Source organism: uncultured Agrococcus sp. (assembly GCF_945915485.1).
Taxonomy (GTDB): Bacteria; Actinomycetota; Actinomycetes; order Actinomycetales; family Microbacteriaceae; genus Agrococcus.
The window spans coordinates 1-17451 of record NZ_CAMEFJ010000018.1; the positions used below are offsets into that span (position 1 = coordinate 1).

The window sequence follows — 17451 nt, forward strand, 5'->3', positions numbered from 1 at the left end:
TCTCCACAGCTCGCTCGACGACGGACCACGTGCGTGCGTCGACTCAGCAGACTTGGCGGTGGCGAAGACGCCGAAACCCGCAGAGAAGGGGGACAACATGTGGAAACGATTGGCCGACGACGAAGGCGCGGCGACAGCGGAGTACGTCATCGCAACGATGGCAGCTGTCGCTTTCGCCGGCCTGCTGGTGGTGATTCTCAGCAGCGATGAGGTGCGGGAGATCCTCACCGACATGGTGCGCCGTGCGCTCACGGTCTAACAGATCGCGGCTCGGTGACGAGCTCGGTGCAATTGCCGCCGAGCTCGTCACCGCGATTCCTGCAGCGCTTGCGGTCGTTGCGGTGTGCATTGCGGCGGTGGGCGCCGCAGCAACCCAGGTTGAGCTCGAGTCGACCGCTGCGCACACGGCGAGAGCGGCAGCGCGTGGCGACGATCCAGGGTCGTACGCCCGTGGGGCCGACTTCACCGTCACGAGTGAAGGTGCGCTCGTGTGCGCGACCGTCTCCCGCCCCGTGCTTGCAGGGGCACTGGTCATGTCCGCGCGAAGCTGCGCAGACGCAAGGGGCTGGTGAAGTCGTGACAGCCGCTGCGGGGAGGGCCCGCGAAACGTCGAACGCTCGCTGGGCATCCGACGCGGGCGGGGGAGGATCCTTGGCGCTGACGATCGTGTTCGCCGCGGTCATCATTGCAGCCGCGATCGTGGTCGCAAGCGCGGTTGTAGCAGCAGGAGCACGAGCAGCGGCGGTGGCGGATTCGGCAGCTTTGGCGGCTGCGACGGCCGTCGCCGGGTACTCGGATGCGGACCCGTGCGGGGCGGCCGCGGAGGTTGCAGAAGCCAACGGTGCGCGTCTGACAGTGTGCGAAGTGCATGGAACTGCGGTTACGGTAGGTTGCGAGACCAGGGCGGGCGGGATCTGGGTCCCGGCAACGAGCAGGGCCGGGCAACCGGTTGAAAATCGCGTCGAACCGTGATGCCGCTCCAAGTAGTCTGATCTCTCGAACGTTGGCTCGACGCGCGAGCCTCTGAAGGAGCAGTGAACATACGTGGCAAAGGCGAAGCAGGCCGACCGAGGCAACAAACTCGTTATCGTCGAGTCCCCCGCGAAGGGGAAGACGATCGAGAAGTACCTCGGCGACGGTTACACCGTATTGGCTTCCGTTGGGCACATTCGCGATCTCGTGAGCCCGAAAGAGCTGCCTGCCGAACTGAAAAAGGGACCGTACGGCAAGTTCGCGGTCGACATCGAGAACGGCTTCGAGCCGTACTACGTTGTCGGCGCCGACAAGAAGAAAACCGTCACGGAGCTGAAGCGTGCGCTGAAAGACGCCGACGAACTCATACTCGCAACCGATGAAGACCGCGAGGGTGAAGCGATCGCGTGGCACCTCCTCGAGGTGCTGAAGCCCAAGGTTCCCGTCAGCCGGATGGTCTTCAACGAGATCACGAAGGAAGCGATCGAACACGCCCGGGAGAACACGCGCGAGATCAACATGCCGCTCGTGGACGCCCAGGAGACGCGGCGCATCCTCGACCGTCTCTACGGTTACGAGGTATCGCCGGTGCTGTGGCGCAAGGTGCGCAGCGGTCTGAGCGCAGGGCGAGTCCAGTCGCCGACCGCCAGGCTGATCGTCGACCGCGAGCGCGAGCGGATGGCCTTCGTCTCCGCTGACTACGCCTCTGTAACTGCAGAGTTCGCATCCGCCGGCACGGTGTTCCCTGCGCGCCTCGCGAAACTCGATGGGCTGCGCATCGCCCAGGGCAGCGACTTCGACGACGGCGGCCACCTGAAGGCCGTGCGCGAGCGGCTGACCGCCGAATCGGCGGAAGAGCTCGTGAAGGAGCTCGAGACGAGCGAATTCAAAGTCGCCGGCGTCGAGTCGAAGCCGTATCGCCGGCGTCCATCGGCACCGTTCACGACGTCCACACTGCAGCAGGAGGCCGGCCGCAAACTGCGTTTCTCCGCAAAGCAGACGATGTCGTTCGCCCAGTCGTTGTACGAGAACGGCCACATCACCTATATGCGTACCGATTCGCCGGCGCTGTCGTCGCAGGCGATCACGGCCGCGCGCGCACAGGCACAGGACCTCTACGGCAAGGGCTCCGTGCCGGATACTCCGCGCAGGTACGCCGGGAAGTCGAAGAACGCGCAGGAGGCGCACGAGGCGATCCGCCCGGCCGGCGACACGTGGGCGACGCCGAAGCAGCTGGCGGGCAAGGTCTCGGCCGGCGAACTCAAGCTGTACGAACTGATCTGGAAGCGCACGGTTGCGAGCCAGATGATCGACGCGACCGGGCAGACCGCGACCGTCACGATCGACTCGAGTGCAACCAGCCGCGGCGTCGCGCAGTTCAGCGCGAGCGGCACCGTCATCACCGAGCCCGGGTTCCTGCAGGCATACGAGGAGTCGGCGGAAGAGTCGCGGTACGACGACAAGGATCCCAAGAGCACGAAGCTGCCGGACGTCACAGCGGGCGACGCGCTCGGAGCCGAAAAACTCGAATCGAAGCAGCACTCGACTTCGCCGCCCCCGCGGTATACGGAGGCGAGCCTCGTGAAGGCACTCGAGGAGCTGGAGATCGGTCGGCCCTCCACCTATGCGTCCATCATCGACACGATTCTGCGTCGCGGCTTCGTGACCCTGCGCGGCGGGGCGCTCGTGCCGAACTGGATCGCCTTCTCGACCATCCGGCTGCTCGAGGAGTACCTGGGCCAGTACGTCGACTACGACTTCACGGCGAAGGTGCTCGACGACCTCGATGAGATCGCCGAGGCGAAACAGGATCGCGTCGACTGGCTCCGCGGCTTCTACTTCGGCAACGACCATCACAGCGGTCTGCGCAGCACGGTCGAGAACATCGGCGACGTGGACGCGCGTGCGGTCAACTCGATCGACCTCGTCGACGGCATCACCCTGCGCGTCGGTCAGTACGGCCCCTACCTCGAAGGCACCGACGAAGACGGTCAGCTGAAGCGGGCGAATGTTCCGGAGGACATGGCTCCCGACGAGCTCACCCCCGAGCGCGCCAAGGAGCTGTTCAATGCCCCGAAACAGGAAGACCGGGTCCTCGGTCAGCACCCCGATACGGGCCTGGACATCGCGGTGAAGAACGGCAGGTTCGGCCCGTACGTGGAAGAGGTGATCCCCGACGAGGTCGACCCGGAGACCGGCGAGGTGAAGGCCAAGCGCAAGAACGCGCCCAAGCCGCGGCGCGCATCCCTGTTCAAGACCATGGAGCCCGAGTCGGTCGACCTGCAGTCGGCGCTGCAACTGCTGTCGCTGCCGCGAATCGTCGGCGAGGACCCCGAAACGGGAGAGGAGATCCGTGCGCGCCCCGGCCGATACGGGCCGTTCCTGACGCGCGGCGAAGACACTCGCTCGCTCGACACCGAAGATCAGTTGCTGACGATCACGGTCGAGGAAGCGGTCGAGAAGTTCAAGCAGCCGAAGTACGGCAACCGCCGCGCAGCAGCGGCGTTGAAGGAATTCGACAACGACCCCGTCTCCGGTAAGCCGATCAAGGTCAAGGACGGCCGGTTCGGCCCGTACGTGACCGACGGGACGACGAACGCGACGATTCCACGCGGCGACAGCGTCGAGGACATCACGTTCGAGCGCGCCGCAGAGCTGCTGCAGATCAAGCGGGACAAGGGCCCGGCGAAGAAGAAAGCGCCGGCGAAGAAGAAGGCCCCCGCCAAGAAAGCGCCCGCGAAGCGCGGCACCGCGAAGAAGTAACGACCGTGAACGGCCTGTTCATCACGTTCGAGGGCGGCGACGGCTCCGGCAAATCCACACAGTCGCGGCTGCTCGCCGAATGGCTGGAGGGTCGTGGGCGGGAGGTCGTCGCGACGCGGGAGCCGGGAGGCACGGATCTCGGCCGTGAAATCCGGCAGCTCGTCATGCACGGCAAGGATCACGTCGATGAGCGTGCCGAGGCGCTGCTGTACGCGGCAGATCGAGCCCACCACGTAGCGACGGTCGTCCGCCCCGCCCTCGAGCGCGGCGCGGTCGTGTTGCAGGATCGCTACTTCGACTCCTCGGTCGCCTATCAGGGTGTCGGCAGGAGCCTTGCAGCGGACGAAGTTCGCGAAGTGTCGATGTGGGCTGTGCGCGGTCTCGTTCCGCACGCGACCGTCCTGCTGGACCTCGACCCGGAGGTCGGCATGCAGCGACTCTCCGGTCGCGGAGCACTCGATCGCCTCGAGGCCGCGGGTGCCGAATTCCACCGCCGCGTGCGCGATGCGTACCTCGGTCTCGCCGAGCAGGAACCGCAGCGTTTCCTCGTCGTGGATGCGGCGGGCGATGTCGACGAGATCCAAGCCGCGATTCGTGCCCGCGTCGTCGCGTTACTGGGCGCATCGTGAACCTCTGGGACGACATCGTCGGTCAGGATGACGCCGTCCGGATGCTCAAGCGCGCCGCTGCCGTCACGGATGCGCAGGATCGGGAGATGACGCACTCGTGGCTCATCACGGGCCCACCCGGGTCCGGGCGCTCGAACCTCGCGTACGCCTTCGCCGCCGACCTGCTCTCGCCGGACGGCAGTCACGACGTCGTGCATCGCCAGGTGGCCGCACGATCGCACGCCGACCTCGTACGGCTGTCGACCGAGGGCGTGACGATCACGGTGGCCGCGGCTCGCGAAGCGGCTCGCAAGGCGAACTTCGCCCCCAGCGGGGGGCGCTATCGCGTCGTCGTGGTCGAAGACGCAGACCGCATGAACGAGCAGGCCGCGAATGCGCTGCTGAAGGCAATCGAGGAGCCACCGGATCAAACCGTGTGGATTCTGTGCGCGCCGAGCGAGGCGGATCTTTTGCCGACCATCCGTTCGCGGGTCCGGTCGCTCGTCCTGCACGTGCCGTCGGTCGAAGACGTTGCGCAGCTGCTGCACAGTCGCGATGGCGTCGACCTCGCGCTCGCACGCACCGCCGCAAGGGAGGCCCAGAGCCACATCGGCATGGCGAGGCGGCTCGCGACGGATGCGGCGGCGCGGGAGCGCAGAGCGAAGACCGTCGATGCCGTGCTCCGCATCACGAGTGTCGGCGCAGCGGTACGGACAGCGCAGCTGCTCATCGACGTCGCGAACGAGGATGCCAAGTCGCTCGGGGAAGAACACCTCGCGGAGCAGGAGGAGCAGTTCCTCCGCCAGCTGGGGCTGACGCCGGGTGCGACGGTGCCGCGACAGTTGCGCGGGCAGCTGACGCAGTTCAGGAAGTCCATGAAAGACCGCGAGCGGCGCGGCGTGCGAGACGGTGTCGATCGCGTGCTCGTCGATCTGCTGAGCGTGTTCCGGGATGCCCTGCTCGTCTCGATCGGACGCCCCGATGATCTCGTCAACGACGCCGAGCGCGACCGCATCACAGAGTTCGCGGAACAGCTGCGAGCAGAGGGCGCACTTGCCGTACTCGACGCGTTGTCGACCGCCCGCGAGCGTATCGAGGGCAATGTGCCGGTGCTGCTCGCGATCGAAGCCGCTCTTGTGACGGTGGCAGAGCGCCGCGCGCTCGCTGCTTGAAGTGAATCCTCAGCGGGCACGCATACAGTTGATCTCGATGAAAGGAAGTGCATCAGTGTCAAGGACTCGCCGCTCCAGTCGACTTTTCAGCGCACTCGCAGTTGTGGCAGCAGCTTCGCTCACGCTGTCCGGCTGTATTTTTCTCCCGGCCGTGGTCTCGGATCAGAGCGCAGTAGACCCGGACGACAACGGTTTCGACTCGACCGATGGCGTCGACGCAGATCTCGAGTCGTTCTACGCGCAGGAGGTCGACTGGCAGAACTGCGGCGACGGCCAGCGCTGCGCCGTGATCACCGCCCCTATGGACTGGTTCAACCCCGACCCCGACAAAACGGTCGAGGTGCACATGGTCGTGAACGAGGCGCAGAACGGCAACGCCATCGGCGATCTGCTCTACAACCCCGGCGGTCCCGGTGCGTCCGGCTACGACTACGTGCAGCAGTTCGCGGAGTACCTGGTTCCCCCGGAGATCCTCGAGCAGTACAACCTGGTCGGCTTCGACCCTCGTGGCGTCTCGCGTTCTTCACCGATCACGTGCTACGACGACCCCTCGACACTCTACGAGCGGGTCTTCACGGTCGGTGACTCGGAAGACTACGAGGGCCTTGACTGGCTCTCCGACGAGGGTCTGGATGAGTCGAGAGAAGCCTCCCGCGAATTCGCCGAGGCCTGCGAAACCTACACGGGCGAGGCGATCGGCTACTACGGAACCGAACAGGCTGCAAGCGACATGGACTTGATGCGCGCACTGCTCGGCAACGACAAACTCGATTACTACGGTGTTTCATACGGCACGCTGCTCGGCGCCACGTACGCGGGGCTCTTCCCCGACAACGTCGGCCGCTTCGTGCTCGACGCGGCAACCGATCCGACTGCGGGCGGCGTCGAGAGCACGTTGTTCCAGGCGCGCGGCTTCGAGCTGGCACTGGGCAACTTCCTCGAAGTCTGTATGGGCGAATCGGACTGCCCGATCGACGCGGACGACCGCCAGGAAGCGCTCGACGAGATGACGGAGCTGTTCGACGAACTCGATGACGACCCGATCTCCGGCTCGAACGACCGCTACCTGACCTCGGGTTCGTTCTTCATCGCTGTCGCTGCGAACCTGTATGCCGAGTTCCAGTGGCCGACGCTCAAGACGATCATCGCGGACGTGCAGGACGGCGAGCCCGAGTCGGCGCTTTCGGCTGTCGAAGGCTACTACGGCGTGAACCCGGACGGAACGTTCGCCGACAACTCCTACGAGGCTCTCGTCGGCATCAACTGCCTCGACAATGTGCCGGAGGACGACTACGACACGGTGCGAGCCGACGCTGAACTCGTGCAGGACGAAGCGCCGACGGTCGGCCGGTTCTTCGTCGGGCTGTCCTCCTGCGTCGACTGGCCCAACGCCGGCTCCCGTTCGCTCGAACCGATCACGGCACCGGGAGCAGACCCGATCATCGTGATCGGCGGCCTCAACGACCCGGCCACGCACTACGACGAGTCGGTAGCGCTCGCGGACATGCTCGAGTCGGGCATCCTGATCACCGTCGCCGACGAGGGACACGGGCAATACGGCAACGGCAATATGTGCGTTGACGAGCCGGTGAACGATTATCTGCTGAACGGAAACGCGCCTTCGGGAGACATCGACAACTGCTGACATGCGGGGCCGAACCGGCGAGCTCAAAAATGGGCTATGCTAGGTGGCTGTGCCAAGAGCACGCCGCCTTAGCTCAGTCGGCAGAGCGATTCACTCGTAATGAATAGGTCAACGGTTCGATTCCGTTAGGCGGCACAGTTCCCCCATCCGGGTCGACCGGGTGGGGGATTTCCGTTTTCGTGTTGCTCATCGACGGGTACCGGTTGATGAAAAACTGATGGATCGACTAAACGTAGCGAAACACTGATCCATACGTCAGTTTTTCGTGTTCGATCAGTGTCTCGATACGCCTGCACGCCGCGTTGATCGCATTACGGCAGCTGGGGAGCCTGTTGGATGAGGCGCTCGAGGGCGTCACGGGTTTCGATGCGCTGTTCGATGTCTTCCGTGAGCTTGTCGCGCTCATTGATCAAGCGCTGCGTGAGCACGGTCGTCTGCGAGGCGGGGTCGGCGACGCACGGCAGTACATCCGCGATGGTCACGGTCCCGAGCCCTGCCGTCAGTAGCCGGCGGATCGTTTCGACCCTGGCGACGGCATCCTCACTGAAGTGTCGTTGCCCGCTCGTGCTCCGTTCGGCGCTGATGAGCCCGCGGCTTTCGTAGTAGCGGAGGGAGCGCACGCTCGCACCGCTCCTGCGGGAGAGTTCCCCGATTCGCATCCCTTGCCCCTCACACTGATGTCAGCTCCTAGGGTGATCAGCATGACACAGAACAACCAGCAGAAGAAGCCCGTCAAGCAGTTGCGCTTGGTCGTGCACACAGAAGACTACGAGCAGGCATTGCGTTTCTACCGAGACGTTCTCGGCCTGGAGCAGCGGGTCGCGTTCGAAGGCGAAGGGGATGCCCGGGTTGCGATCCTCGACGCAGGACTTGCGACGTTGGAACTCGCGAATCCGGAACAGAGCAGGATGATCGATGATGTCGAGGCGGAGGGCCGGCCGAGCGCCCCTCTGCGCGTGGCCTTCGAGGTCGAAGACAGCGCTGGAACGACCGAGAAGCTGGTGGATGCGGGAGCAGACCTGATTGCGGCTCCCAGAACGACGCCCTGGCAGTCCGTGAACTCCCGCATCCACGCACCGGCCGGTCTCGAGGTGACGCTCTTTCAGGAACTGGAAGGTATGGAAGAGCGAGCGGAGAGGCCGGGATTCGTACATCCATAGATCGCGAGTGCACAATAGGCTGTCGCGCCAATAGATGGCGTTGACTGCGGTGTGCGGTGTGGACCGAGGGTCGAGTTGCGCCTCGGGCCACTGCCGCGAAAACGATCCCCCGACCCCAGGAAACACCCCGAATCCTCACGCAACGCCCTATTGGCTTAACCTCTTAGATGGCTCAAGTTTCGCGCTGAAGCTTCGATGGGTGAATACTTAGCTAGGGAAGACAATAGTAAGGGGTGGGAATGGCCGGGAAATCTCAGAGCGGGCGCGTGCCGGTATGGCTGCGTGTGCTGCTGCCGTCGCTGCTCATCGTCGGCTGGCTCGCGGTTGCCGGTGTCGGTGGTCCGACGTTCGGCAAACTGTCGGGTGTCATCGTCAACGACCAGGCGAGCTTCCTGCCCACCAGCTCCGAATCCGCGCAGGTGCAGGATGCGCTCGACGATTTTCTGGGCGAGGATGAAATCCCCGCCGTACTCATCGCCGCATCCGATGAAGAGCTGAGCGAAGACGCGCTCGCCGCGTTCGATGCGTTGGCGAGCGATGTAGAAGCGCTCGACCGAGTGCAGGAAGTTTCGCCGGCGATACCGAGCGACGATGGCCGCGCTGTGCAGATCGTCGCGGTGCTGGATTCCGAAGGCGGCTCGACGGAGACGAATCCCGTCATCGATGAGCTGAGAGAAATGCTCCAGGATGCGCTGCCCGCAGACGTAAACGGCGCGGTCACGGGGCCGGCAGGGTTCACAGCCGACATCGCGCAGGCGTTCTCCGGGATCGACGGTCTGCTGCTCATCGTGGCGATCATGGCGGTGCTGGTGATTCTCATCATCGTGTATCGATCGCCGTTACTGCCGCTGATCGTGCTCTCGACCTCCGTCTCCGCGCTCTGCGGATCGGTCTTCGTCGTGTATCAGCTCGCAGCGGCCGAAGTCTTCGAGATTTCCGGGCAGACGCAGGGCATCCTGTTCATTCTGGTGATCGGAGCCGCGACCGACTACTCACTGCTGTACACGGCCAGATACCGCGAAGCGTTGCGCGAACGCGATACGCGGTGGCAGGCGACCGTAGCCGCGTGGAAGCGAACGTGGGAACCGGTCGTCGCATCCGGCGGTACCGTGATCGCCGGGCTCATCTGCCTTCTGCTCAGCGAGCTCGCCTCGAACCGGCAGCTCGGCCCTGTCGCGACGATCGGCATCCTGGTGTCCATGCTCGCAGCGCTCACGATGCTGCCGGCACTGCTATTGGTGTTCGGCCGGGTCGCGTTCTGGCCCATGAAACTCTCGCACGGCAGCGAGGAACGGGCGAAGTCCGGGGTCTGGCAGCGTATCGCCGAGCTCGTGGAACGACGACCGCGGCTCATCTGGATCGTCTCGCTCCTGCTGCTGGTGGGCGGAGCCGCTGGGCTCATGCAATTGCAGGCCAACGGCGTCGCGTCGAGCGAGTTCGTGGTCGGCCAGTCGGAGGCGAGAGACGGGCAGGAGATGATCGGCGAGCACTTCCCGGCAGGGAGCGGTACGCCGACGTACATCGTCGCCGACGAGACTAGCTGGCAGGACGTCGCTGAGGAGGCCCTCGACAACGGAGAGGTCGAGTCGGTGGCGATCACGAGTGACGATTCGGCTGCGGGCACCGTGCCGTATCCCGCTCCCGAGCAGGGCCCGCTCGCAGCGGCCGAGCCAACCGTGATCGAGTCGACCGTGCTCCTGCAGGTGACGCTGACCGAGCCAGCCGACTCCATCGCCGCGCAGGACACGGTCGTCGAATTGCGCGACGCGCTCGCGGACGACGACGTGCTCGTGGGAGGGGAGTCCGCGGTGGCGCTCGATACGAACCTGGCGTCGGAGCGGGACAGGGCGCTGATCATTCCCATCGTGCTCGTCGTCATCGCGCTCATCCTCATGGTGCTCCTGCGCTCCGTCTGGGCGGCGGTGATGTTGACGGTGACGACGGTCGTGTCGTTCGCGACCGCGCTGGGCGTTGCGGCCGTCGCCTTCCGGATCATCGGCATCCCCGACATGGACCCTTCCGTGCCCCTGTACGCGTTCGTGTTCCTCGTGGCCCTGGGCGTCGACTACAACATCTTCCTCATGACCCGAGTTCGGGAAGAGGTGGTGCGACTCGGGAACAGGAAGGGCATCCTGGAGGGGCTGATCACAACGGGAGGCGTGATCACGTCAGCAGGGGTCGTGCTGGCGGCGACGTTCGCGGCGCTCGGTGTGATCCCAGTGCTCTTCCTCGTGCAGCTGGCGATCATCGTTGCCTTCGGTGTGCTGCTCGATACGACGCTCGTTCGCAGCCTGTTCGTACCTGCGCTCGCCCTGGAACTCGGGCCGCGACTGTGGTGGCCGACTCGTGTTCAGCGATAACGGCTCCATCCGGAGGTGGCGGTAGCTGCATCGTGTGATGCAGCACCGCAGCCTCCTTGTTGAACAGCCATACCGCGCATCTCCACCGCTGTTTTCACGGCAGCGAAGGGCGTTGCTGCGCCCGGGAAGAATTTGCTACGAAAGGTTGTTATGCTGAGTTAGTTAACATTGTGAATGCGGTTCTTCATCCGCGCCCAATCCTTCTCACCGAACAGGACAACGCTCATGTCTCGTCTTCGACGCACCTCGTTCACCGCCGCTCTGCTGGCGACCGCGCTCGCGGTCACGGCCTGCTCCTCCGCGCCCGACGATGCGGGTGATTCGGCGGATGCTCCCGCGGAGGAGACGGTAACGCTGCACGTTGCCGGCGTCGCTATGTCGACCATCGACATCGTCGAAGCGGCTTCGGAAGCGATTGGCGACGGCTATGAGATCGACGTCGTCGAAGTCAACGACTACGTGACGGTCAACAGGCTGTTGAACGACGGTGAGATTCACGCGAACTTCGCACAGCACGAACCGTTCATGGAGGAATTCAACGACAAGAACGACGCCGAACTCGTGGCCGTGCAGTCGGTGTACAACTTCACGATCGCCTTCTACTCGAAAGAGCTCGCGACCATCGACGAGCTGCAGGACGGCGCGACCATCGCCATCCCGAACGATTCGTCCAATCTGGGGCGGGCGTTGAAGATGCTCGCGGAGGAAGGGTTGATCGAACTGGACTCCGACATCGATCCGTACGACGCGACCGTCGCCAACGTGGCCGAGAACCCGCGAGGGTTCGAATTCCTGGAGCTGGAGATCAGTCAATTGAACAACGCCTACGACGAGGCGGATCTGGTGTTCCAGTGGCCGGCTCACATCAGTGCACTCGGCCTGAACCCGGACGATGACGGGCTGATAACAGAGCTGGACGACGTCTTCGCGCTGCAGCTCGTCGTACGGGCGGAGGACGCCGAGTCGGAGGAGACGCAGGCGCTCATCGATGCGTTCACGAGCGACGAGGTGCGCCGGGTCATCGAGGAGAGCGACAGTATCGAGCTCTCGTTCTAACGCCGGTGGTCTATCGGGCGCGCGACTGGCCGGCGTGCATCGACGACTCGTGACACAGGTAGGTTGGGACGCATGACTCGCAACGCAGCACTCTTGATCGTGGACGTGCAGAACGACTTCACCGAGGGAGGCGCGCTCGGCTGCGAGGGCGGTGCAGCGGTCGCGGCGCGCATCACCGAACATGTCGCCCAGGCGAATTATTCGACCGTCGTTGCCAGCCGAGACTGGCATGACGCAGACGGCGACAACGGTGGACATTTCGCCGTCGACGGCGCGCCGAACTTCGTCAACACCTGGCCCGTGCACTGCGTTGCGGGAACTGAGGGTGCCGAGTATCACGCCGCCGTCGACACCGACCAGATTGACATCCACGTGAAGAAGGGGATGGGCGAGCCCGCGTACTCGGCGTTCGAAGGGGAGACCGACGAGGGGCTCCCGCTCGCGGAGGAGCTCGCAACCCGGGAGATCGGCCATCTCGACATCGTTGGAATCGCGACCGAGCACTGTGTCAGGGCATCCGCGCTCGATGCCATCGCGGAGGGTCTTTCCGTGCGCGTCATCAACGACCTGACCGCTGCGGTATCCGACGAGGGGCGCATTCGCGCGCTGACCTCCATGGCGGATGCCGGCGCCGTTGTGGTCGGCACGATCGGCGACTAACCGAGTTTCAGGACATTCCGTCACGCGTGACGGCTTCGACTACCGATCTCCCGCTTTACGTATTACGGTAATACTGTAAAGCGAATCGGGAGGACGCATGTTGGAACGGCGTGCTGCACCGCTGCGAGAGCAAGCGGTGGAAGTTATGCGCACAGCGATTATCCGCGGGGAGTTCGAGCCCGGCTCGCGCATGAAGGAGAAAGATCTCGAGGGCTACCTCGGAGTCAGCCGTACGGTTGTGCGCGAAACTCTCCGTCAGCTGGAGAGCGAGCGCCTGATCGTGCTGCAGCCGGGCAGCGGGCCGATCGTCGCAAGGCTGACCTACGAGGAGGCGCGGCAGCTCTACGAAGTGCGAGGCGCCCTCGAAGCGACCGCCGCCCGGCTGGCGGCGAAGAACGCGAGTGATGAGCAGAAACGTGCGCTGCGGGTTGTCTGGGACCGCATCGATGACGCCGCTGTTCTCGATATACAAGAACTGGTCGGGATCAAGAACGACTTCTATGCGACGTTGATCAACGCGAGCGGCAACGACATCATCGGCGAGCAGCTCGCCGGCGTACAGGCGCGGATAAGCCAGTTGCGTGCGGTCACGCTGAGCGCAGCGGGGCGAACGGCGGCCACGAAAGACGAACTCGATCGCGTTGTCTCTGCAATCGAGAACGGTGACGAACTTGCCGCATACGAGTTCGCGCACGTCCACGTCATGGTCGCGACGGATATCGCGCTGACGTACCTCTCAGAAGAGGATGCGGAGCAGTGAGCCGCACACTCTTCCTCGGAATGGGGCGCATGGGCGCTCCCATGTCGGCGCTCCACGCGGAGCGTTTCGAGACGATCGTCTTCGATGTGTTTCCAGACGCCGCTGAACGTGCGGCCGCAGCTTCGAAGGCAATTGCCATAGCGTCGCTCGCCCCGCTTCCCAATGCCGTCACCACGGTGATACTTATGCTCCCCACGAGCAAACACGTGGAAGACACGGTGCTGGGAGAAGACGGATTGCTCGAGGCACTGCCGGATGGTGCCCTCGTTATCGATATGAGCTCCAGTGAGCCCGAGAGTACGCAGAGGATTGCCGATGCGGCGAAAGAGCTTGCCGTGCATTACGTCGACGCTCCTGTTTCCGGCGGCATCGCCAAGGCGCAGACCGGGGAGCTCTCGATCATGGCAGGCGGTAGCGCCGCCGCTGTTCAAGCCGCTCTGCCGCACCTGGAAACCATGGGGAGCTCCATCCAGCACGTCGGACCAGCGGGTGCAGGTCACGCCGCGAAGGCGCTCAACAATCTCGTCAGCGCAACGAACATGGCTGCCGCAACCGAGGCCGTCACGATCGCATCGAGATTCGGTATCGAGCCGAGCACGATGGTCGCGGTGCTCAACTCGGCCACCGGGATGAGCCAGGCGACCCAGGTGAAATTCCCGAATCACATTCTTCCCGGCACGTTCGCCTCCGCCTTCGCGTACGACCTGATGCTGAAAGACATGCGCATCGCATTGAATATGGCAGATCGGGTCGGCTTCAACCCCGTCACCGCAGCGGCGTTCGACGCGCTGGAAGCGGGGCGGCCACTGCTGGGCGAACATCCGGACCACACGGAAATCGCCAGAGTCTACGAGCAGCGAACAGGTATCGAAATCCACAGAGAGGACCAGGAATGACTACCGACCCCCAGGAGTACATCGACGACATGGCACGGAAGCGCGGTTACGTGCTCGATTACCACAAGGTCATGGCGAAGCAGGATTTCGATGTCCTGCAGGCGACCAACGGTCTGGTCTCGGCGGCGTACCTGAATCAGCGCACGCTCGACCGGAAGACGAAAGAGCTGATCTTCATCGTCTCGCTGACGGTGATGCGCGCATCCAAGGGGCACATTCAGTCGCACATCCGCGTTGCGCTCGATCTGGGCCTGACGCCGCAGGAGATCCTGGAAGCGATCGAGATCTCCCTGCCGGAGGCGGGCATCGTGGCGTTCCAGACGGGGTTCGACGCGTGGCGGGAAGTCGTGGGGGCCGACGGGCTCGAGCCGAACGTCGAAGTGCACGAGGGAGGAGCCGGGAGCTCCTGAGCGAGCCGCTGCCGACAGGGGTCTACGACGAAAGGGGCTGCGATGACGCGCTCAGGCTGGGAAGTCATCATCATCCGTCACGGAACCCGGACGGGCCGCAAGAGCGAGGCCTACATGAACTTCTCGTTCTACGGCGAAGAGGATGCGCCGTACACGACGGACTACTTCTTGTGGGTACTGCGGCGAGGGAGCGACGTGATCCTGATCGATACGGGATTCTCGCGAGCCGGCGCGGAGCAGCGCGGTAGAACCGTGCTGGTCGACCCGGTCGAAGCGCTCTCCCGCATCGGCATCACTCCGGAGCAGGCACCGCCCATCGTCGTGACGCACGCGCACTACGACCACATCGGCAACCTCGACCGATTTCCGGCATCCACGCTGCACATTGCCGCGAGCGAGTACGAGTTCTGGACGAGCGGGATCGCGACCCGGCCCCTGTTTTCGCACTTCGGTGATCAGGCAGAGGTCGACGACCTCAGGACGGCCGAGCGAGAGGGCCGCCTCGTGCAGTTCTCGGGTGAAACCGAGATCGAGGATGGCGTCAAGATCATCGAGGTGGGAGGCCACACACCCGGCCAGTCGATGGTCGCCGTCGAAACGGAAGAAGGGCAGGTGCTGCTGGCCAGCGATGCCGCGCACTTCTACGAGGAGCTCGATCGCGATATGCCCTTCGTCTCCATGGCGGATGTTCCGGAGTCGTACCGCGTCCTCGAACGTATTCGCGACACGAACGCGGCGCACGTCGTGACGGGCCACGACCCTTCGACACTCGAGCGGTTTCCCGGATACGGGGATCCGCTGCAGGGTATCGCGGCCATCCTGGGGCGGCACGGATGAGCTTTCCGGAACGTGCACTCGCGCTCTTGCAGCAGGACTCGCGACTGCAGCGCACGACGGCGGGATCGAGCGTCCGTTTCGCCTTCGTCAACGACACCGACCGGATGTGCATCCGCGTTGCGGAGGGCCACGTCGAGAGCAGCGAGGAGGCCGACTTCACGCTGTCGGCGCCGGATGCCGTGTGGGCGCGACTCATCTCCGCGCACCCTGAGCCGGGAGAGCAGCACGTGCTGCCGCAACTGCGGTCCGGCACCATGACGCTCGAGGGCGACGCAAGAGCCTTCGAACGGCACCTGCACGTGGTCCGACGCGCAGTCGAGGCACTGCGCCCCCGGTCCGGTGCTTCAAGCGCCTCGCGGCCGCGTCGGCAGACGCTCCGCGGCGAGTACGTGCGGATCGAGAGCAGCGCGGGGTCATCGGACGTGTTCGTCGAGCGGGCCGGATGCGGTCCCCAGCTGCTCTGCCTCGCAACGGCGGGCTCCGACACGACGCAGTTCCACGGTTTGATCACCGACACCGACATCGCCGACCGCTTCGAACTCATCGCCTTCGATCTGCCTTGGCACGGGAAGTCCGTACCGCCCGCGGGCGTCGATCCGCTGGCGTACTCGTTGACTCCCGAGCTCTACACGGAGCTCATCATCGCGACAGCAGACGCGCTGGAGCTCGAACGGCCGATTCTCGTCGGCGCCTCGATGGGAGGAGCGGCGGTCGTCAGGGCGATCGCGCTGCATCCGGAGCGATTCGCGGGAGCCGTCTCGTGCCAGGCGGCGAAGGACGTCGCCGGACGCGCAACCCCCGCGGCGAGGGCGACCGATGTCGACCAGACGCTCTTCTCACCGGAGTGGACGTACGGCCTGATGAACCCGGCTTCGCCGCAGCAGCATCGCGACCGGGTATGGTGGGGCTACTCCTCCGGCGCCCACGGGGTCTACATCGGCGATATCGAGGGCTATCAGCAGTGGGACTTCACAGCGGTCTCGGCGAAGTTCACGCCTTCGAGCCCGCACATCGCCGTCCTCTCGGGCGTGTATGACACGAGCGTTCCGCCTGAGCGGTCGGAGGAACTCGCCGCGAGCATCCCGAACGCCTCGTTCGAGCGGATGCCGCAGCTCGGTCACTTTCCGCACGCCGAGAACCCGCAGGAGTTCTGGTCGCACCTGCAGCCGGCCCTCGAACGGGTGCTGGCGCATCGGCCGTGACCGAGCGCGGTTCGTGCATCGCTACCGCTCGAAGCGCACCGACTCACGAGGACGTTCGTCGACGGTGAGCGAGAAGACATCGGGGCGCGAGTAATGCCCGACAGCATCGAAATCCAGGTGCGAGCGAGTCTTGACGTCGAGGTCCACGTCCGCGTACAGGATCGTCTCCTCGTCGTACACGGGGCCGGCGAGAACGCGTCCCGTCGGGTCGATGATGACACTGCCGCCGCGCATCAGGATGTCCCCTCCGGGAGGCTCGTGCTCGACCGGATGATCATCCGGGAGCGCATCGCGATGCAGCACCTGGCAGGCCGAGAGCACGAACGTGCGCCCCTCGAGCGCGATGTGCGTCATGGTGGCCTGCCAAGTCGGGCGATCATCGGCCGTAGGGGCACAGTACAGCTGGACTCCTTTCGCGTACATGGTCTGCCGCAGCAGCGGCATGTAGTTCTCCCAGCAGATGACCGTGCCGACCCTCCCGGCCGGGGTCTCCATCGTGTCGAGTGTCGAGCCGTCCGCGAAACCCCAGACGAGTCGTTCCGAACCGGTCGGCATGAGCTTGCGGTGCTTCCCGACGACTCCGGCCTCCGGAGAGATCATGACCGCCGTGCAGTACAGCGTTTCGCCGAGCCGCTCGATGACGCCGACGACGAGGAACACTCCGTGGTCGGCTGCGCCGGCGGCGAGTCGTTCGATCTCGGGGCCGTCGAGCGCTACGGCGCCGTCTCGATATCGCCGATACTCCTCCCGCCCCGGTTCGGTGCGCATCCCGATTGCGGCGCCGAACGTCGTGCCCTTCGGGTATCCGCCGATGAACGCCTCCGGGAAGACCGCGAGCGTGGCCCCCTGCTCGGCGGCCTCTGCGATCAGCCCCTCCGCCTTGGTTACGGCGGCATCGGCGTCGAACGGAATCGAGCCGGCCTGAACAACGGCTACTTTCTGCATGCCTG

Annotated in this window: 18 protein-coding genes and 1 tRNA gene; 17 read left to right on the top strand and 2 right to left on the bottom strand. The window is 64.7% G+C overall.

The annotated features are described in order from the left end of the window. The first annotated feature begins 97 nt into the window (after window positions 1-97). The 8 genes from Q0O95_RS14080 (at window position 98) to Q0O95_RS05120 (ending at window position 7295) form a co-directional block, all read left to right on the top strand. Window positions 98-259, top strand: a complete 162-nt coding sequence (locus Q0O95_RS14080) for a DUF4244 domain-containing protein (RefSeq protein ID WP_366516446.1) — start codon at window positions 98-100, stop codon at window positions 257-259. Beyond that, window positions 243-572 carry a hypothetical protein gene (locus tag Q0O95_RS05090; protein ID WP_293696046.1) on the top strand — a complete coding sequence of 110 codons (330 nt, stop codon included), beginning with the start codon at window positions 243-245 and terminating at the stop codon, window positions 570-572. Before Q0O95_RS14080 ends, Q0O95_RS05090 begins: the two co-directional genes overlap by 17 nt. Before the next feature lie 4 nt (window positions 573-576). After that, complete coding sequence (locus tag Q0O95_RS05095) at window positions 577-972, top strand: Rv3654c family TadE-like protein (protein ID WP_293696049.1); 396 nt, start codon at window positions 577-579, stop codon at window positions 970-972. Window positions 973-1044: 72 nt separating this feature from the next. Next, complete coding sequence (gene topA, locus Q0O95_RS05100; RefSeq protein WP_293696051.1) at window positions 1045-3735, top strand: type I DNA topoisomerase; 2691 nt, start codon at window positions 1045-1047, stop codon at window positions 3733-3735. Window positions 3736-3740: 5 nt separating this feature from the next. Continuing rightward, complete coding sequence (gene tmk, locus Q0O95_RS05105) at window positions 3741-4364, top strand: dTMP kinase (protein WP_293696054.1); 624 nt, start codon at window positions 3741-3743, stop codon at window positions 4362-4364. After that, entirely contained in the window at window positions 4361-5515 is a 1155-nt protein-coding gene (locus Q0O95_RS05110) for a DNA polymerase III subunit delta' (protein ID WP_293696056.1), read from the top strand. Before tmk ends, Q0O95_RS05110 begins: the two co-directional genes overlap by 4 nt. 55 nt (window positions 5516-5570) lie before the next feature. After that, on the top strand, window positions 5571-7160 hold the full coding sequence (locus tag Q0O95_RS05115) for an alpha/beta hydrolase (RefSeq protein ID WP_293696058.1): 1590 nt from the start codon (window positions 5571-5573) through the stop codon (window positions 7158-7160). A gap of 62 nt (window positions 7161-7222) precedes the next feature. Continuing rightward, a tRNA-Thr gene (locus Q0O95_RS05120) sits at window positions 7223-7295 on the top strand. Between the two features lie 176 nt (window positions 7296-7471). On the opposite strand, the gene Q0O95_RS05125 is transcribed toward Q0O95_RS05120, so the two are convergent. Beyond that, window positions 7472-7819, bottom strand: coding sequence for a MerR family transcriptional regulator (locus tag Q0O95_RS05125; RefSeq protein ID WP_293696061.1), 348 nt, complete (start codon window positions 7817-7819; stop codon window positions 7472-7474). A gap of 42 nt (window positions 7820-7861) precedes the next feature. On the opposite strand from Q0O95_RS05125, the gene Q0O95_RS05130 reads away from it, so the two are divergent. The 9 genes from Q0O95_RS05130 to Q0O95_RS05170 all read left to right on the top strand — a co-directional run bounded on the left by Q0O95_RS05130 (window position 7862) and on the right by Q0O95_RS05170 (window position 16501). After that, on the top strand, window positions 7862-8320 hold the full coding sequence (locus tag Q0O95_RS05130) for a VOC family protein (RefSeq protein WP_293696063.1): 459 nt from the start codon (window positions 7862-7864) through the stop codon (window positions 8318-8320). 239 nt (window positions 8321-8559) lie between these two features. Then, window positions 8560-10680, top strand: coding sequence for an MMPL family transporter (locus tag Q0O95_RS05135; RefSeq protein ID WP_293696064.1), 2121 nt, complete (start codon window positions 8560-8562; stop codon window positions 10678-10680). A 225-nt stretch (window positions 10681-10905) separates the two neighbouring features. Further along, a complete protein-coding gene (locus Q0O95_RS05140; RefSeq protein WP_293696065.1) occupies window positions 10906-11736 on the top strand; it encodes a MetQ/NlpA family ABC transporter substrate-binding protein in 831 nt (276 codons plus the stop codon). 72 nt (window positions 11737-11808) lie between these two features. Then, window positions 11809-12396 (top strand): isochorismatase family protein, encoded by a 588-nt coding sequence (locus Q0O95_RS05145; protein WP_293696067.1) that lies wholly within the window; start codon window positions 11809-11811, stop codon window positions 12394-12396. 97 nt (window positions 12397-12493) lie between these two features. Further along, window positions 12494-13156: a GntR family transcriptional regulator gene (locus tag Q0O95_RS05150; protein ID WP_293696070.1), complete on the top strand. Its 663-nt coding sequence runs from the start codon at window positions 12494-12496 to the stop codon at window positions 13154-13156. Next, the gene (locus tag Q0O95_RS05155) at window positions 13153-14052 is read left to right on the top strand and encodes an NAD(P)-dependent oxidoreductase (RefSeq protein WP_293696073.1); all 900 of its coding nucleotides are present in this window, start codon (window positions 13153-13155) and stop codon (window positions 14050-14052) included. Before Q0O95_RS05150 ends, Q0O95_RS05155 begins: the two co-directional genes overlap by 4 nt. Beyond that, window positions 14049-14462 (top strand): carboxymuconolactone decarboxylase family protein, encoded by a 414-nt coding sequence (locus Q0O95_RS05160; protein ID WP_293696075.1) that lies wholly within the window; start codon window positions 14049-14051, stop codon window positions 14460-14462. Before Q0O95_RS05155 ends, Q0O95_RS05160 begins: the two co-directional genes overlap by 4 nt. Window positions 14463-14504: 42 nt before the next feature. Beyond that, window positions 14505-15299, top strand: coding sequence for an N-acyl homoserine lactonase family protein (locus tag Q0O95_RS05165; protein ID WP_293696077.1), 795 nt, complete (start codon window positions 14505-14507; stop codon window positions 15297-15299). Then, entirely contained in the window at window positions 15296-16501 is a 1206-nt protein-coding gene (locus tag Q0O95_RS05170) for an alpha/beta hydrolase (RefSeq protein WP_293696079.1), read from the top strand. The genes Q0O95_RS05165 and Q0O95_RS05170 overlap by 4 nt, the downstream gene beginning before the upstream one ends. Window positions 16502-16522: 21 nt before the next feature. On the opposite strand, the gene Q0O95_RS05175 is transcribed toward Q0O95_RS05170, so the two are convergent. Then, window positions 16523-17446, bottom strand: a complete 924-nt coding sequence (locus tag Q0O95_RS05175) for a carbon-nitrogen hydrolase family protein (protein ID WP_293696081.1) — start codon at window positions 17444-17446, stop codon at window positions 16523-16525. Window positions 17447-17451: the final 5 nt, after the last annotated feature.

Excerpts from the sequence above, each read along its gene's own strand:
- Q0O95_RS14080 (WP_366516446.1), top strand. The coding sequence starts at position 98 with ATGTGGAAACGATTGGCCGACGACGAAGGCGCGGCGACAGCGGAGTAC.
- Q0O95_RS05125 (WP_293696061.1), bottom strand. The coding sequence starts at position 7,819 with ATGCGAATCGGGGAACTCTCCCGCAGGAGCGGTGCGAGCGTGCGCTCC.
- Q0O95_RS05130 (WP_293696063.1), top strand. The coding sequence starts at position 7,862 with ATGACACAGAACAACCAGCAGAAGAAGCCCGTCAAGCAGTTGCGCTTG.
- Q0O95_RS05135 (WP_293696064.1), top strand. The coding sequence starts at position 8,560 with ATGGCCGGGAAATCTCAGAGCGGGCGCGTGCCGGTATGGCTGCGTGTG.
- Q0O95_RS05140 (WP_293696065.1), top strand. The coding sequence starts at position 10,906 with ATGTCTCGTCTTCGACGCACCTCGTTCACCGCCGCTCTGCTGGCGACC.
- Q0O95_RS05145 (WP_293696067.1), top strand. The coding sequence starts at position 11,809 with ATGACTCGCAACGCAGCACTCTTGATCGTGGACGTGCAGAACGACTTC.
- Q0O95_RS05150 (WP_293696070.1), top strand. The coding sequence starts at position 12,494 with ATGTTGGAACGGCGTGCTGCACCGCTGCGAGAGCAAGCGGTGGAAGTT.
- Q0O95_RS05160 (WP_293696075.1), top strand. The coding sequence starts at position 14,049 with ATGACTACCGACCCCCAGGAGTACATCGACGACATGGCACGGAAGCGC.
- Q0O95_RS05165 (WP_293696077.1), top strand. The coding sequence starts at position 14,505 with ATGACGCGCTCAGGCTGGGAAGTCATCATCATCCGTCACGGAACCCGG.
- Q0O95_RS05170 (WP_293696079.1), top strand. The coding sequence starts at position 15,296 with ATGAGCTTTCCGGAACGTGCACTCGCGCTCTTGCAGCAGGACTCGCGA.
- Q0O95_RS05175 (WP_293696081.1), bottom strand. The coding sequence starts at position 17,446 with ATGCAGAAAGTAGCCGTTGTTCAGGCCGGCTCGATTCCGTTCGACGCC.